Genomic DNA, 15,691 nt, shown 5'->3' with positions numbered 1-15,691 from the left:
AGTTGAATACAATCATCGGAACATATGAGTGCAAAGTTGACGCAAAGGGAAGGCTAATGGTGCCCGCTCCTTTGAAGAAGCAGATTGCTAGTTCGTTACAAGATGGATTTGTGATGAAGCGGTCAGTTTTTCAGCAATGTATAGAATTGTACCCGATGAAGGAGTGGGAAGTGATGATGAAGAAAATAAACAAACTAAATAAGTTTGTTAAGCAAAATGACGATTTTATAAGAAAGTTCACGGCTGGAGTTAAGATTGTAGAAATTGATGCTCTTGGAAGATTGCTTATTGCAAAAGATTTAAGCGCCTTTGCAAAGATATCAAAAGATGTTGTGTTAGCATCAGCAGTAAATATAATTGAGATCTGGGACAAGGATTTATACGAAAAGTCGATAGAAACTACAGATTTAGACTTTGCTGCTTTGGCAGAAAGTGTAATGGGAAATTTAAATGATGACGAAGATGGAATATCATAATCCAGTATTGCTAAAGGAATCTGTTGACGGTTTGAATATCAAGCCAGACGGGATTTATGTAGATGTAACCTTTGGTGGCGGTGGACACTCACGTGAAATATTGAGCCGACTTGGACCAAACGGAAAGTTGTTTGCTTTTGATCAAGACGAAGATGCTCAAGCTAATGCAATTGATGATGAACGCTTTACATTAATTCCAGAAAACTTTCAGTATTTAAAGAGATTTCTACGATTTTACAATGTCAAAGCAGTTAATGGAATTTTGGGTGATCTGGGAGTCTCGTCACACCAGTTTGACGTTGCCGAACGTGGTTTCTCGACTCGTTTTGAAGCTGAATTGGACATGCGAATGAGTAAAAAAAATGATCTTGATGCTTTTAAGGTGGTCAATGAATATGAACAAGAACAGCTTAAAGATGTCTTTCTTAATTATGGCGAACTTAAAAATGCTCCAGCAATTGCAAGAGTAATTATCGAGGCAAGAGAGCAGGAGCCAATTAGAAACAGCGAAGATTTAAAATTTATCCTTGCTCGTTTTTTACCAGCTCACAAAAGCAATAAAATATTAGCACAAATTTATCAAGCAATACGTATTGAAGTTAACAAAGAAATGGATGTGCTGAAGGAGTTTTTGCTTCAATCACTAGAGATTTTGGAGCCGGGTGGTAGATTATCTGTAATCTCCTACCATTCTTTAGAAGATCGATTGGTAAAAAGGTTTGTCAAAAATGGATTGTTTGAAGGTGAGCCTGAAAAGGATTTCTTCGGAAATTTTACAGTTCCTTTTAAAACTATTGAAAAATTAATTGTTCCAACGGCAGAAGAGATAAAATTGAATAACCGCGCTAGAAGTGCGAAATTAAGAGTAGCAGAAAAGTGCTAAAAAATGAAACAAAATATTTACAACATATTAAAAGCTCGATTTTTAATCAAAGAGGATTCGCTAAAAAACTGGCGATTTATAGTCTTTTTGATTTTCCTTGCCATTTTGATGATTGGAAATACAAATCATTTTGAACGTAAGATTTTTAAAATAGTAGCACTATCGTCAGAAGTCAAAGAATTAAGATCCGAATTTGTAGATAGACGTTCGGAGTTAATGAAACTTAAAATGGAATCGACAGTATCAGAAAGAATGGAAGCTAAAGAGATATTTCCATCGTCTGTACCGCCACAGAAAATTAAAGTAAAGCAAGAAAAGAAAAAGAGTTTAGTAGATAGATTATGGCAGTAGAAGATAAACATATCACCTATCGTATTTACCTTGTAGCATTCATGATGTTTCTCGTGGCTATTGCTATTTTGGTAAAGCTCACAAACATTGAGTTTACAGAAGGTGATTACTATCGAAAATTAGCCAAAGAACGTACTGTGCGTAATTTTATTATTCCAGCCAACAAAGGGAATATTTACTCTGCAGATGGTAGCCTACTTGCTACTTCTATACCAAGTTATAAAATAAGATTTGATGCAGTGGCAGCGAAGTCGGCAGCATTTGAGAAAAATGTAAAGCCTCTTTCTGATTCTTTGTCAGTGATGCTAGGAAAACCAAGTTCATATTATCAAAATCTTTTAAGAAGAGCGAGAGCTCAGAATAACAGGTATCTCTTGGTAGCACGCGATTTGAGTTATACACAATACATACGGATTAAAAATTTTCCACTCTTTGAGTTAGGTCCTTATAAAGGAGGCATTATCACCGAGCAAAAAACTGTTCGTGAACATCCTATTGGAAAAATCGCAGAACGTACAATTGGTTACGAACGTACCACAGAATCGGGCGCTTTAATTCGCGTTGGCATCGAAGGGGCATTTGGAAAGTATCTAAACGGAAAAGATGGACGCGTTCTCAAACAGAAAATAGCCCAAGGTCAATGGAAACCTATTAGAAATAACAATGAAGTGGAGCCAAAAGATGGGTACGATGTGGTTTCGACGATAGATGTCTATATTCAAGATATTGCACACCACGCGTTGTTGAAGCAATTAGAATATTACGAAGCTGATCATGGGTGTGTCATCGTAATGGAGACAGAGACAGGCCACATAAAAGCAATTTCAAATTTAGGAAGAGCCGACGATGGATCTTATTATGAAACTGTAAATTATGCTGTCGCCGAAACACAAGAACCAGGATCTACTTTTAAGTTAATGGCTTTAACCGCAATGCTTGAAGACAAAGTGGTAGATACCAGTACTGTTTTTGACAGTTTTGATGGTATTGTTAAGTATTCTGGCAGAAGTGTTAGAGATTCAAAAAAAGGAGGTTACGGAAAACTATCCCTTGCAAGAGGTTTTGAACTTTCGTCAAATACCATATTAGTCCAGGCAATGATGAAAAGTTACGAAAACAATCCTAAAAAAGTTGTTGACCGCTTTAATAGTTATGGTTTAAATAGGAAATTAGGATTGCCTTTTCAAGGGGAAGGAAACCCACATATACCGCAATTAAGTGATAAACTTTGGAGTAAAATTACGCTTCCTTGGATGGGATTTGGATATGGTGTGTCATTAACGCCGCTACAAACTCTTACCTTTTATAATGCTATTGCTAATAATGGAAGGATGGTAAAACCTCAGTTTATTACCGAAGTAAAGGCATGGAATAAAACCATTAAGAAATATGAGACCGAGGTAATAAATCCACAAATCTGCTCGCAAGAAACTATTGATAAAGTTCAAGCAATTTTAGAAAATGTAGTTAAACGTGGCACCGCATCAAGATTATATTCAAAAGATTTCTCGATGGCCGGAAAAACCGGAACAGCTCAAGTGAATTATGGACACAGTGGTGGTAGTGAGAAATATTATTCTTCGTCGTTCGCAGGATACTTCCCCGCAGTAAATCCTAAATATTCCTGCATCGTCATTGTCCATGAGCCCAATGTGGCCAAAGGATATTATGGCGGAGATGTTTCTGGGCCAGTTTTTAAGAGAATAGCACAAAAAATCTTTACAGATAGCCCCTCGCTTAATGAGATCGACAATCTTAATAAAAAGAATTTACAGCAAGAAAATAGTTACAAAAATTATTTTGCAGCAGCAAATACAAAAATGCTGACCATGCCAAATCTTCATGGAATGAATGGAATGGATGCAGTGGCACTATTAGAAAATCAAGGATTTAAAGTCAAAGCTATTGGAACTGGACGAGTGAAATCTCAATCTATCAAAGAAGGTGAAGTACTAGAGAAGCTTAAAACTATAACAATCGAATTGTCGTGAAGAATTTAAAAGAAATATTATACAAAGTAGCAATTGAATCTGTAAAGGGCTCAACTGATATTCCTGTGCGAAAAATTGAATTTGATTCAAGAGCGATTCAGCCTTCAGATATTTTTATAGCCATCAGAGGAAGTATTGCTGATGGACATAATTTTGTTCAGACCGCGATTGATAAAGGAGCAACAACGATTGTATGCGAAACTCCACCTGCGGTGATGGATGACGACGTAACTTTTATAATTGTAAAAAACACCAATAGTGCATTAGCAACTATGGCTGCAAATTTTTACGAAAATCCTTCGGCCAAACTAAAATTGGTGGGAATAACAGGAACAAATGGAAAAACTACGGTGGCTTCATTATTATATCAGTTATACAAAGATGCGGGTTATAAAGTTGGGCTAATTTCTACCGTAAAAATTATGGTAGATGAGTTAGAATATAAAGCTACTCACACAACGCCAGATTCGCTTACAATAAATAAATATCTGCAGCTGATGTTAGATAATGAAGTTGATTTCTGCTTTATGGAAGTTAGCTCACACGGCATTCATCAGAAGCGCACCGAAGGACTCTATTTTGCAGGTGGTGTATTTACAAATTTGTCCCACGATCATTTAGATTACCATACCAGTTTTGCAGAATACAGAGATGTCAAGAAATCATTTTTTGATAATTTGCCTCGTACAGCATTTGCAATTTCCAATATTGATGATAAGAATGGCGCGGTAATCCTTCAAAATACAACGGCAAAAAAAGTTACCTACGCTCTAAAATCGTATGCTGATTACAGAGCTCAAATTTTAGAAAATCAACTTTCAGGTTTATTGCTAAAAATTGAGGATAATGAAGTGTGGACGAGACTGATTGGAACATTCAATGCTTATAATCTTTTAGCAATTTATGCAACTGCTGTAGAACTTGGAATGGAAAAGATTGAGGTTTTGAGATTGCTTTCGCTGCTTGAAAGTGTTTCCGGACGCTTTCAATTTATAGTTTCAGACACTAATATCACAGCAATTGTAGATTATGCACACACGCCCGATGCATTAGAAAATGTCTTGCAGACAATCAATTCTATTCGCACACGCAATGAGCAATTACTCACAGTTGTTGGGTGTGGAGGAGATAGAGATAAAACCAAGCGACCATTGATGGCAGATATTGCTTCTGTTTTAAGTGACAAAGCAATTTTAACGTCTGATAATCCTCGCACCGAAGTGCCTGAACAGATTATTGAAGATATGGAAAAAGGTGTGCAAATTCAGAACAGAAATAAAACCCTTTCTATAACCGATAGATTCCAAGCGATTAAAGCGGCTTGTCAATTTGCAAATGCAAATGATATCATTCTAATTGCAGGAAAAGGTCATGAAACGTATCAAGAGATTCACGGCGTTAAGTCGGATTTTGATGATATGAAGATAGTAACAACATTGTTGAAGCAACTTAATAAATAAACCATTATGTTATACTATCTATTTGAATATCTCAATAACGAAATGGACATTCCTGGAACAGGTGTATTTCAATACATTACGTTCCGTTCAGGATTGGCAGTTGTCTTTTCATTGCTTATTTCTACCATTTACGGAAAGAAAATTGTCAACTTTTTGCGCAATCAGCAAGTAGGTGAAACAGTTCGCGAATTAGGATTAGATGGACAAACGCAAAAGGCGGGTACTCCTACAATGGGTGGACTTATTATAATAGTCGCCACATTGGTTCCAGTTATATTATTAGCAAAGTTGGATAATATTTATATCGTGCTGCTTATTGTTACAACGCTATGGATGGGAACTATCGGATTTATTGATGATTATATTAAAATATTTAAAAAAGATAAAAAGGGTTTAAAAGGTGGGTTTAAAGTTATTGGTCAAGTAGGATTAGGACTAATTGTGGGAACTGTTTTATATTTTGATCCCGGGGTAACTGTGAGAAATGAAACTCAAAAGGCAGTAGTTAATTTTAACCAGACCGAGAATATGATTCATCCAATTCCTCTTGAGAAGAAATCGACCGCTACTACGATTCCCTTTATGAAAAATAATGAATTTGACTATGCCGAACTTCTTGCTTGGACAGGGGAAGGATATCGCGATATGGCCTGGTTGATTTTTATTCCAATTGTAATTTTTATCATCACCGCCGTGTCAAACGGTGCAAATCTCACTGATGGAATTGATGGACTTGCGGCGGGCACGTCGGCAATCTCCGTCCTCGCACTCGGGATATTTACTTTCGTTTCGGGTAATATTATTTTTTCGACTTATTTAAATATAATGTACATACCCAACTCGGGTGAAATGACTGTCTTTATAGCAGCATTCGTGGGAGCATTAATCGGGTTTTTGTGGTACAATTCATACCCAGCCTCGGTTTTTATGGGAGATACGGGAAGTTTAACCATCGGAGGAATTATAGCTGTTTTGGCAATTTCGGTTCGAAAAGAATTATTAATTCCTCTATTGTGTGGAATATTTTTGGTAGAAAATTTATCGGTGGTAATTCAGGTGGGGTATTTTAAATATACCAAAAAACGCTTTGGCGAAGGCCGTAGAGTGTTTTTAATGTCACCTTTACACCACCATTATCAGAAAAAAGGTTATCACGAAAGTAAGATTGTGACACGTTTCTGGATTGTTGGAATAATGCTCGCAATTCTGTCAATCGTAACTCTAAAATTAAGGTAGTATGGAAAGATTAGTAATTTTAGGTGGAGGCGAGAGTGGTGTAGGTACTGCGATATTAGGCATCAAAAAAGGCTACGATGTCTTTGTGTCTGATTTTGGAAAAATAAAAAATCATTACAAAGAAGTTCTTGTAATTAATGGTATCACATGGGAAGAAGAGCAGCATAGTGAAGAACTTATTCTTAACGCCGATGTAGTTATGAAAAGTCCAGGAATTTCGGACAACTCACCAATAGTAAAGAAAATACGAGACAAGAAGATACCGGTAATTTCCGAAATCGAATTTGCATCAAAATATACAGAAGCTATATTAATTGGAATCACCGGTAGTAACGGCAAGACAACCACAACCATGTTGACATATCATTTGTTGAAAAAGGGAGGTTTGAATGTTGGAATAGGTGGAAATATCGGGAAGAGTTTCGCATGGCAAGTTGCAGAAGATCAGTTTGACTGCTACGTTTTAGAGCTGAGTAGTTTTCAACTAGATGGAATGATCAATTTTAACCCACATATTGCTATCATTACCAATCTGAGTCCCGATCATTTGGATCGATATGATAATCTTTATCAAAATTATATTAATTCGAAATTTAGAATAACGATGAATCAAAGCAATGACGATTATCTTATTTACGATGCAGATGATGTTGAGATAAAAGCCTGGTTAAGCCAAAATAAAGTAAAAGCACAATTAATTCCCTTCTCGTTAACGCAAGAGCTAAAAGAAGGAACATACATAAAAAACAATAAAATGGAAATCAACATAAACCACGAAGAATTGAATTTTGATACAGAATGCATTGCTTTGGAGGGGAAACATAATCTAAAAAATGCAATGGCAGCAACTTCTGTGGCTAAACTGATGAAGATACGAAAAGCTACAATCAGAGAAAGTCTGTCAAACTTTCAAGGTGTAGAGCATCGGTTGGAAAAAGTTCTAAAAATTCAAAATATTCAGTACATCAATGATTCGAAAGCAACTAATGTAAATGCAACATTTTTTGCGCTCGATAGTATGAATTCGCCAACAATTTGGATCGTGGGAGGTGTTGACAAAGGGAATGACTATGCTGAATTGTTACCTCTAGTAAATGAGAAGGTAAAAGCAATTATTTGTCTTGGCCTTGATAATCGTAAAATTATTGATGCTTTTGGAAATATCGTTGATGTGATGGTTGAAGTTTCGACTATGAATGACGCGGTAAAAATGGCGCAACGTATTGCCGAAAAAGGGGATTCAGTGTTGTTATCTCCAGCTTGTGCAAGTTTTGATTTATTCGAAAATTATGAAGATAGGGGAAGGCAGTTTAAACAAGCTGTTCAGAATTTATAAAATATTCCAAGTTAAAAACGTACTAAAGCAGGATTAAAATGAAGGAGTTACTACAAGGTTTAAAGGGAGATAAAGGCATTTGGTCATTCGTGGCTCTGCTTGGTCTATTTTCTTTTATGCCTGTTTTTAGTGCTAGTAGTAATTTGGCATATATGAATCACGGTACTGGAAATACTATTAGTTTTCTGGTGAAACACGCGGTTCATATTTCTATTGGATTTCTAATGATCTTTGCAGTTCACAGAATCCCGTACAATTATTTCAAAAGATTATCAGTTGGATTATTAGCAATAGTAGCAGCTCTACTGTTATATACTCTTTTGCGAGGTCAAGTAATTGATGGAGCAAATGCAAGCAGATGGTTGGAGATTCCATTTGTAGGATTCACATTTCAAACATCAGCGGCGGCATCTATCGCTCTGATGATATACGTAGCTGGTTACTTATCTAATTATAATGTTAGTCCGCAATCTTTTGGAAAGTCATTATTGCATTTGTGGCTTCCTGTAGGTATCATAATTATACTGATCTTACCTGCCAATTTCTCCACCGCCGCTTTAATGTTTGCGATGGTTTTGATGTTGGTTTATGTTGGTAAATATCCGTTGAAATATATTGGAATAATCGTGGCGGTGGGAATCACTTTTCTAACGATCTTCATTCTAACGGCGAAAGCTTTTCCAGATGCGTTCCCAAATCGGGTTGATACTTGGATGTCTAGAATCGATAATTTTGTAACGGACAAGCCCGACGAAGATGATTACCAAATAGAAAAAGCAAAAATTGCAATAGCTTCTGGTGGTTGGTATGGTTTGGGTCCAGGGAAAAGTGTTCAGAAAAACTTTTTGCCGCAGTCATCCTCCGATTTTATATTCGCAATTATTGTTGAAGAATACGGATTAATTGGTGGTGCCGCAATAATAGTTTTATATCTGCTGCTGTTTTTTAGATTTATTGTGGCTGCTCATAAGGCGAATACCTTGTTCGGAAAATTAGTCGTCGTGGGTCTGGGTTTTCCAATAATTTTTCAGGCACTGGTCAATATGTGTGTTGCTGTCGAACTTTTGCCAGTAACAGGACAAACTTTGCCGCTTATCAGTAGTGGAGGAAGCTCTATCTGGATGACTTGTGTTGCAATAGGAATTATAATCGGAGTTACTAAAAAGGATGAAGAAATTGCCGAAGAGCTAAGCGCAAAACAACGTCGCGATGAAACAATGGAAAGGATGATTGATGAGCAAATAGCGCGTGAAAATGCAGCTTATGAAGAAATGGATTCCGAAGATTTAAATTATGCAGTTGAGGATGCGACAGGATCAAATCCAATGAATGCAGTTTTAAATAAAGCATAAATGAGAAATTTTAAATTCATAATTAGTGGCGGCGGTACTGGTGGACATATCTATCCAGCAATTGCTATTGCAAATGAATTGAAGAGCAGATTTCCTCAAGCCGAATTTCTGTTTGTGGGAGCAAAGGGAAAGATGGAAATGCAAAAGGTTCCACAAGAAGGATATAAGATAGTAGGACTTTGGATTGCTGGATTGCAGAGGCGAATAACTGCTGACAATCTATTATTTCCTGTAAAATTATTAAGCAGCTTACTGAAAGCAAGAACAATCATTCGAAATTTTAAGCCTGATGTAGTAATTGGTACAGGTGGTTTTGCTAGTGGGCCATTGTTGCAAGTTGCTGGAATAGCCGGGATTCCAACGGTGATTCAAGAACAAAATTCATATCCTGGAATTACAAATAAGATTCTTGGCAAAAGAGCCAATGTCATTTGTGTTGCTTATGAAAATTTAGATAAATTTTTTAATAAAAACAAAGTAGTACTGACTGGAAATCCAGTACGTCAGGATTTATTAAAAGTTCGAGAAAATAGGGACGAGGCCATAAAGTTTTACAACTTAGATCCTTCAAAGAAGACGGTAGTTATCTTGGGCGGTAGTTTGGGCGCACGCCGCATTAACCAATTAGTTGCTAGTGAAGCTGTAAATTTTGCTGCTCAAGATGTGCAAGTAATTTGGCAGTGTGGAAAATTATATTGGGAAGATTATAAACAATATAATGACAACCAAAATATGCAAGTTGTTGCTTTTGTAGATAGAATGGATTTATTGTATGCTGCTGCGGATGTTATAATTAGCAGAGCAGGTGCTTCATCAGTTTCTGAATTAGCGCTGGCGGGAAAACCAACAATTTTTATTCCTTCGCCCAATGTTGCCGAAGACCATCAAACGAAGAATGCGATGGCAATTGTAGAAAAGGAAGGTGCTATTTTAATCAAAGAAGTGGAGCTTGAGACAAAATTTTCTGAAGTGTTCACCAATTTACTCGCAGATCGAAATCTTCAGATAAAGATTAGTGAGAATTTTAGAAAATTAGCTACGCCAGATGCAACGTCACGAATAGTAGATCAAATAGAGAAATTGATTATAAAGTAAAGTCATAAAATTAAATGGATATCAAGCAAATTCAAAATATTTACTTCATTGGAATCGGCGGCATTGGCATGAGCGCACTGGCACGTTATTTCAAAAATTTAGGTAAAAATGTTGCTGGATATGATCGACATCCAACTCCAATCACCAAAGGATTAGAGGATTTAGGAGTTCAAATTCATTTTGATGATGAGGTTCACCAAATTCCTGAAGAGTATGATGTTGAGTCAACCTTGGTAGTAATTACACCTGCAGTTCCAAAAAACCACAAAGAGTGGAATTACTTTATTGAGCATCAATTTACAATAAAAAAACGTGCAGAAGTATTGGGAATTATTACGAAAGACACCTTTTGTTTTGCAGTTGCAGGCACACATGGAAAGACTACAACCTCAGCGATTTTGGGACATATTTTATACGAAAGTGGTGTTGATGTTACTGCTTTTGTGGGTGGTGTAGTCGAAAATTATAATAGTAATTTAATTGGATTAGGAAAAACGGTTACAGTTGTTGAGGCAGACGAATTTGATCGTTCATTTATGCAACTTCATCCAGATATAGCATGCATTACCTCGATGGATGCCGATCATCTTGATATATATGGAGATAGTGCCGCAATTGAAGCTACATTTTGTGATTTTGCCGATAAGATTAGTGATAAATCTAATTTGTTTATAGCAGATGGCTTGCCATTACAAGGTAGAACGGTATCGATTAATCAGCAGGCGGATTGTAAAGCTTTTAATATAAAAATTGAAAAAGGAATTTATGTTTTTGATGTTGAGATTGGAAATAAAGTTTTAAAGGAACTGGAATTTGCATTGCCTGGAAACCACAATTTGATGAATGCTACTATGGCTTTGGCAATGGCTTACAAATATGGAATTTCGGAGAAGCAAATTGCTATAGCTTTAAAGTCCTTCAAAGGAATACAAAGGCGTTTCTCATATCAAATACAGAGAGATGATTTAGTCTATATAGATGATTATGCACATCATCCTACAGAAATTAACGCGGTGCATCAGGCTGTTAGAGAATTATTTCCAGGGGAAGATGTTTTGGCAGTATTTCAACCACATTTATTTAGCCGAACAAAAGATTTTGCTGCAGATTTTGCCGATAGTTTATCAAATTTTGATAAAGTTTTGTTGTTAGATATTTACCCAGCCCGAGAAGTTCCAATACCCGGAATTACGTCTCAGTGGTTATTAGATCAAATTTCGATTAAAAATAAAGCATTAGTTTCGAAAGAAAATCTAATCGAACAGATAAAGTTGGCAAATTGTAAGATAGTTGTGACTATTGGTGCAGGAGATATTGGCGAATTGATATCATTAATTAAAGAGGCATTATTATGAAATTATTAAACAGAAAAAACATTCAGTTAGTAGTCATGATAGGCGTAGTACTATTTCTTTTTGCCTTCACGTCAAAGCGAAATGAGAGTCGTAAAATTGAAAAAACCGATGTGCAATTTGTCGGAGAGAACAACCTTTTGGTGACAACCGAAATAGTTAATAAAATGTTGATAGATAAAAGTAAACAAGGTAAAAGCATTGATAAAGATAAATTAGATTTGAATACTTTGGAGAAAACTATCAGCAACCACGATATGATTGAAAAATCAGAGGTATTCGTGAGCATAGATGGGACGCTAAAGGCAGTGGTAACTCAGCGCACTCCAATTGCTAGATTTATAGACGACGATACGTCCTTCTATATTGACAGTAAAGGAGATAGGATGCCGCTTTCAAAGATTTATGCAGCGCGAGTGCCGCTGGTTTCTGGCCGATTAACGTCAGAAAATCAGCAGGAAATTGCCGCGCTTTTAAAGATTTTATATACTGATGATTTTTTGAAGAAAAACATCACCGGAATGAGAATTGAGAACAACGGCGACGTTTTTCTGCGGACAAGAAATTATGATTATGACATATTGTTTGGAAAAACGATCAATATGGAAGCTAAGTTTAATAATTACAAAGCTTTTTATCAGAAAGCAGTTTCTGATAGTTCGATAAATTATTACAAGAAAATTAATCTGAAGTTTACGCAACAGGTAGTGTGCACAAAATAAAGGGATATGGAAAATGAAAACATTGCAGTAGGTTTAGACATTGGAACCACAAAGATTGTTGCCATGATTGGCAAGAAAAATGAATATGGAAAACTAGAAATTTTAGGTATAGGAAAATCTAAAAGTCTAGGTGTGTCACGTGGTGTAGTAAATAATATTACGCAAACAATTCAATCCATCCAACAAGCAGTGGCAGAAGCCGAAGCTGTTTCGGGATATAAAATTAGAGATGTTGTTGTCGGCATTGCTGGTCAACACATTCGAAGCATTCAGCATCCAGACTATATTAGTCGAAGCAATCCTGAAGAAGTGATTGATGGAGAAGATATTCAGAGGCTTATAGATCAAGTAAATAAATTGGCAATGCTGCCGGGAGAAGAAATAATTCACGTTTTACCACAAGAATTTAAAATTGATGGTCAGACCGAAACAAATGAGCCAATTGGAATGTCTGGTGGACGCCTTGAATCAAAGTTTCACGTTGTGGTTGGGCAGGCTTCTTCTATTAGAAATGTTGGAAGATGTATCCAAAGTGCGGGAATTGAACTTGCCGGGTTAACATTAGAACCTTTGGCTTCTGCCGATGCGGTGCTGAGTTTGGAAGAAAAAGAAGCTGGTGTAGCGCTAATCGACATTGGTGGTGGTACCACTGATTTGGCAATTTTTAAAGGAGGAATTATACGACATACTGCCGTTATTCCTTTTGGAGGAAATGTTATTACCGAAGATATAAAGGAAGGATGTGCGATAATAGAGAAACAAGCAGAACTCCTAAAAGTTAAATTTGGATCGGCTTGGCCTGGAGAAAACAAGGACAACGAAATTGTTTCTATTCCAGGATTAAGAGGTAGAGAACCAAAAGAAATCTCGCTTAAAAACCTATCAAGAATTATTCATGCTCGAGTTGTGGAAATTATTGAACAAGTTTTCAACGAAATTAAAATTTATGGTTACGAAGACCAGCGTAAAAAACTTATCGGTGGAATTGTTTTAACTGGTGGTGGAGCTGAACTACAGCACATAAAGCAACTAGTAGAATATATTACTGGGATGGATACGCGAATTGGCTACCCTAATGAGCATTTGGCGGGAAATTCAGACGAAGAAATTTCTAGTCCGCTGTATGCTACCGCTGTAGGTTTGGTAATTAACAGTCTTGAGAATAAATCTTTTGGAACTATAAAAAGATCAGGAGCTCAATCAGCTGTTTTACAAAAAAATAGTGCAGCTGTGGATGAAGTTGTAGAAGCGCCAATTGTCAGAGCACCAGTAGAGGCGCCTGTCGTAGAGCAAATTATTGAAGAGGAAGAAGAAGAGGAAGTAGACCAGACAACGAGAGGGAGAATACGACGCTCATTCTTTGATAAATATGTGGATAAAATTAAAGAATTCCTCGACAAAGCGGAGTAAAGAAAGAAATTAGAAAAAAAAAGAAAAAGAAATAATTAAATACCGATAGATATGATAAGCAACTCAGAATTTGGAAGTATTTCATTTGATTTACCAAAAAACCAGTCAAATGTTATCAAAGTAATAGGTGTAGGAGGCGGAGGAAGCAACGCAATCAATCACATGTTTAAACAGGGAATAAAAGGCGTAGATTTTATAGTTTGTAATACTGATTCTCAAGCCTTGGCAAATAGTACAGTGCCAAATAAAATTCAATTAGGTGTAAATCTTACCGAAGGTTTAGGCGCTGGTGCAAACCCAGATGTTGGTCAGCAGTCTGCAATTGAGAGTGTTGCCGAGATTGAAAAAATGTTGGATAGCAATACCAAAATGGTTTTTATCACTGCCGGAATGGGTGGTGGTACAGGAACTGGTGCGGCTCCAGTAATTGCTCAATTGGCAAAAGAAAGAGATATACTTACTGTTGGGATCGTAACAATTCCATTTCAGTTTGAAGGGAAAGTGAGACAACAGCAAGCACTTATAGGTGTTGAAAAGTTAAGAAATCAAGTAGATTCTCTTATTGTCATCAATAATAACAAACTGCGTGAAGTGTATGGAAATCTTGGCTTTAAAGCGGGATTCTCGAAAGCAGATGAAGTTTTGGCAACAGCCTCAAGAGGAATTGCCGAAGTAATTACGCACCACTATACTCAAAACGTTGATTTACGTGATGCGAAAACAGTGCTTTCTAATAGCGGTACTGCAATTATGGGGTCTGCCATTGCACTTGGTGAAAACCGTGCAAAGGAAGCAATCGTTTCTGCCTTAGATTCTCCTTTATTAAATGACAATAAGATTACTGGTGCCAAAAACGTGTTGCTTTTAATTGTTTCTGGAACTAATGAGATCACGATTGATGAAATAGGAGAAATCAATGATCATATCCAAATTGAAGCAGGTCATAATGCCAATATTATTATGGGTGTTGGTGAAGATGAGACCCTTGGAGATTCAATCGCTGTAACAATCATCGCGACTGGTTTTAATATTGAGCAGCAAGGTGAAATTGTAAATACAGAACCTAAAAAGATTATTCATTCATTAGATGGTGAGCAAAAATTAGTGCACGATTTATCACCAAAAAATGTAATCTCGGCATTTGATTTTGAAAAGGAAACGCCAACTGCCGAGCCGAAAGTTATTTATAGTCTTGACGAAGCAATTGTTGTTGCTAACAAAGAATTTGAAATGGATATTGTTCCAACATCAGAATTCATCAAAAACCTTGAAGTAACATTCGAAATCGTTTCACCTCAAGTAGAACAAGAAGAAGAGGAGTTTTATTTTATTACTAATGAGACTAAAGAAATAAAAGTTGTGGAGCCAGAAGTGGTGACCAGAGAAACGGCCAAAGCTTTTACTTTTGATATGCCAATTACTAAAGCGACGACCTATAATGAATCGCTGCTATTTGATCTTCCTGAAGAAGTAAAAAAAATTGAGGTAAAGGAAGCAGTGGAGATGAGTCCGAGATCAGAAGTAAATGAATCTGGAGTTATCAAATATTCTCTAGAGGATTATATGAAGATTGAGAGCGATTTAACTAAACCTCAAGCTAAAATTGAAGTTCAAGAAGAGGAAATACCAGTTGAGATGAATCTTACTGTAAAGAAAGTTCCTGTTCAGGAAATTCCTTCTAAGCAAGCTCCAACAACAGAAGCGTATGAGACTTTGGATCCTTTGGAAATGAGTATAGAAGAAACTCTCAAGCTACGTGCTGACGAGCGTCGTAGAAAGTTGAAAGACTTTAACTATAAATTCAACAACGTTGGTTCAAGAGTAGAAGAATTAGAGAAAGAACCTGCTTATAGACGTTCTGGTGTAGATTTAAATTCAAAAAATCAATACAATAGTGCGTCACGCACATCAATAGGAATGGATAGTAATCAAGATCCTCAATTAAGATCAAACAATTCGTTTTTGCACGATAATGTAGATTAAATTTCTAACCAGATTTAATATGCCCTAACCCGAAAGTTTTGTAT

General features: G+C 36.5%; 13 protein-coding genes. All 13 read left to right on the top strand.

Features of this window, described 5'->3' with window-relative positions:
- Positions 1 to 2: 2 nt before the first annotated feature.
- From mraZ to ftsZ, 13 genes are read left to right on the top strand one after another with little or no spacing between them, the layout of a single operon-like run.
- The gene (mraZ, locus tag SBO79_RS01055; protein ID WP_318641197.1) at positions 3 to 476 is read left to right on the top strand and encodes a division/cell wall cluster transcriptional repressor MraZ; all 474 of its coding nucleotides are present in this window, start codon (positions 3 to 5) and stop codon (positions 474 to 476) included.
- On the top strand, positions 451 to 1,359 hold the full coding sequence (rsmH, locus tag SBO79_RS01050) for a 16S rRNA (cytosine(1402)-N(4))-methyltransferase RsmH (RefSeq protein ID WP_318641196.1): 909 nt from the start codon (positions 451 to 453) through the stop codon (positions 1,357 to 1,359). Before mraZ ends, rsmH begins: the two co-directional genes overlap by 26 nt.
- Before the next feature lie 3 nt (positions 1,360 to 1,362).
- A complete protein-coding gene (locus SBO79_RS01045) occupies positions 1,363 to 1,710 on the top strand; it encodes an FtsL-like putative cell division protein (protein ID WP_318641195.1) in 348 nt (115 codons plus the stop codon).
- Positions 1,701 to 3,701: a PASTA domain-containing penicillin-binding protein gene (locus SBO79_RS01040; protein ID WP_318641194.1), complete on the top strand. Its 2,001-nt coding sequence runs from the start codon at positions 1,701 to 1,703 to the stop codon at positions 3,699 to 3,701. The genes SBO79_RS01045 and SBO79_RS01040 overlap by 10 nt, the downstream gene beginning before the upstream one ends.
- On the top strand, positions 3,698 to 5,161 hold the full coding sequence (locus tag SBO79_RS01035) for a UDP-N-acetylmuramoyl-L-alanyl-D-glutamate--2,6-diaminopimelate ligase (RefSeq protein ID WP_318641193.1): 1,464 nt from the start codon (positions 3,698 to 3,700) through the stop codon (positions 5,159 to 5,161). The genes SBO79_RS01040 and SBO79_RS01035 overlap by 4 nt, the downstream gene beginning before the upstream one ends.
- Positions 5,162 to 5,167: 6 nt before the next feature.
- Positions 5,168 to 6,397 (top strand): phospho-N-acetylmuramoyl-pentapeptide-transferase, encoded by a 1,230-nt coding sequence (mraY, locus tag SBO79_RS01030; RefSeq protein WP_318641192.1) that lies wholly within the window; start codon positions 5,168 to 5,170, stop codon positions 6,395 to 6,397.
- 1 nt (position 6,398) lies between these two features.
- Positions 6,399 to 7,733 carry a UDP-N-acetylmuramoyl-L-alanine--D-glutamate ligase gene (gene murD / locus SBO79_RS01025; protein ID WP_318641191.1) on the top strand — a complete coding sequence of 445 codons (1,335 nt, stop codon included), beginning with the start codon at positions 6,399 to 6,401 and terminating at the stop codon, positions 7,731 to 7,733.
- 38 nt (positions 7,734 to 7,771) lie between these two features.
- Entirely contained in the window at positions 7,772 to 9,085 is a 1,314-nt protein-coding gene (locus tag SBO79_RS01020) for an FtsW/RodA/SpoVE family cell cycle protein (RefSeq protein ID WP_318641190.1), read from the top strand.
- Positions 9,086 to 10,180 (top strand): undecaprenyldiphospho-muramoylpentapeptide beta-N-acetylglucosaminyltransferase, encoded by a 1,095-nt coding sequence (murG, locus tag SBO79_RS01015; RefSeq protein ID WP_318641189.1) that lies wholly within the window; start codon positions 9,086 to 9,088, stop codon positions 10,178 to 10,180.
- A gap of 14 nt (positions 10,181 to 10,194) precedes the next feature.
- On the top strand, positions 10,195 to 11,535 hold the full coding sequence (gene murC, locus SBO79_RS01010; RefSeq protein WP_318641188.1) for a UDP-N-acetylmuramate--L-alanine ligase: 1,341 nt from the start codon (positions 10,195 to 10,197) through the stop codon (positions 11,533 to 11,535).
- A complete protein-coding gene (locus tag SBO79_RS01005) occupies positions 11,532 to 12,254 on the top strand; it encodes a cell division protein FtsQ/DivIB (RefSeq protein ID WP_318641187.1) in 723 nt (240 codons plus the stop codon). Before murC ends, SBO79_RS01005 begins: the two co-directional genes overlap by 4 nt.
- A 6-nt stretch (positions 12,255 to 12,260) precedes the next feature.
- On the top strand, positions 12,261 to 13,664 hold the full coding sequence (gene ftsA / locus SBO79_RS01000) for a cell division protein FtsA (protein WP_318641186.1): 1,404 nt from the start codon (positions 12,261 to 12,263) through the stop codon (positions 13,662 to 13,664).
- Positions 13,665 to 13,715: 51 nt separating this feature from the next.
- Positions 13,716 to 15,647 carry a cell division protein FtsZ gene (gene ftsZ, locus SBO79_RS00995; protein WP_318641185.1) on the top strand — a complete coding sequence of 644 codons (1,932 nt, stop codon included), beginning with the start codon at positions 13,716 to 13,718 and terminating at the stop codon, positions 15,645 to 15,647.
- The last annotated feature ends 44 nt before the right edge of the window (positions 15,648 to 15,691 follow it).

Origin of the sequence: Flavobacterium ardleyense, assembly GCF_033547075.1 — a bacterium.
Lineage (GTDB): Bacteria > Bacteroidota > Bacteroidia > Flavobacteriales > Flavobacteriaceae > Flavobacterium > Flavobacterium ardleyense_A.
The sequence above is the reverse complement of the archived record's forward strand: the minus strand, read 5'-3'. Positions and strand labels throughout refer to the sequence as shown.

Coding starts and splice junctions, on each gene's coding strand:
- rsmH (WP_318641196.1), top strand. CDS start 451: ATGATGACGAAGATGGAATATCATAATCCAGTATTGCTAAAGGAATCT.
- SBO79_RS01045 (WP_318641195.1), top strand. CDS start 1,363: ATGAAACAAAATATTTACAACATATTAAAAGCTCGATTTTTAATCAAA.
- SBO79_RS01040 (WP_318641194.1), top strand. CDS start 1,701: ATGGCAGTAGAAGATAAACATATCACCTATCGTATTTACCTTGTAGCA.
- mraY (WP_318641192.1), top strand. CDS start 5,168: ATGTTATACTATCTATTTGAATATCTCAATAACGAAATGGACATTCCT.
- murD (WP_318641191.1), top strand. CDS start 6,399: ATGGAAAGATTAGTAATTTTAGGTGGAGGCGAGAGTGGTGTAGGTACT.
- SBO79_RS01020 (WP_318641190.1), top strand. CDS start 7,772: ATGAAGGAGTTACTACAAGGTTTAAAGGGAGATAAAGGCATTTGGTCA.
- murG (WP_318641189.1), top strand. CDS start 9,086: ATGAGAAATTTTAAATTCATAATTAGTGGCGGCGGTACTGGTGGACAT.
- murC (WP_318641188.1), top strand. CDS start 10,195: ATGGATATCAAGCAAATTCAAAATATTTACTTCATTGGAATCGGCGGC.
- SBO79_RS01005 (WP_318641187.1), top strand. CDS start 11,532: ATGAAATTATTAAACAGAAAAAACATTCAGTTAGTAGTCATGATAGGC.
- ftsA (WP_318641186.1), top strand. CDS start 12,261: ATGGAAAATGAAAACATTGCAGTAGGTTTAGACATTGGAACCACAAAG.
- ftsZ (WP_318641185.1), top strand. CDS start 13,716: ATGATAAGCAACTCAGAATTTGGAAGTATTTCATTTGATTTACCAAAA.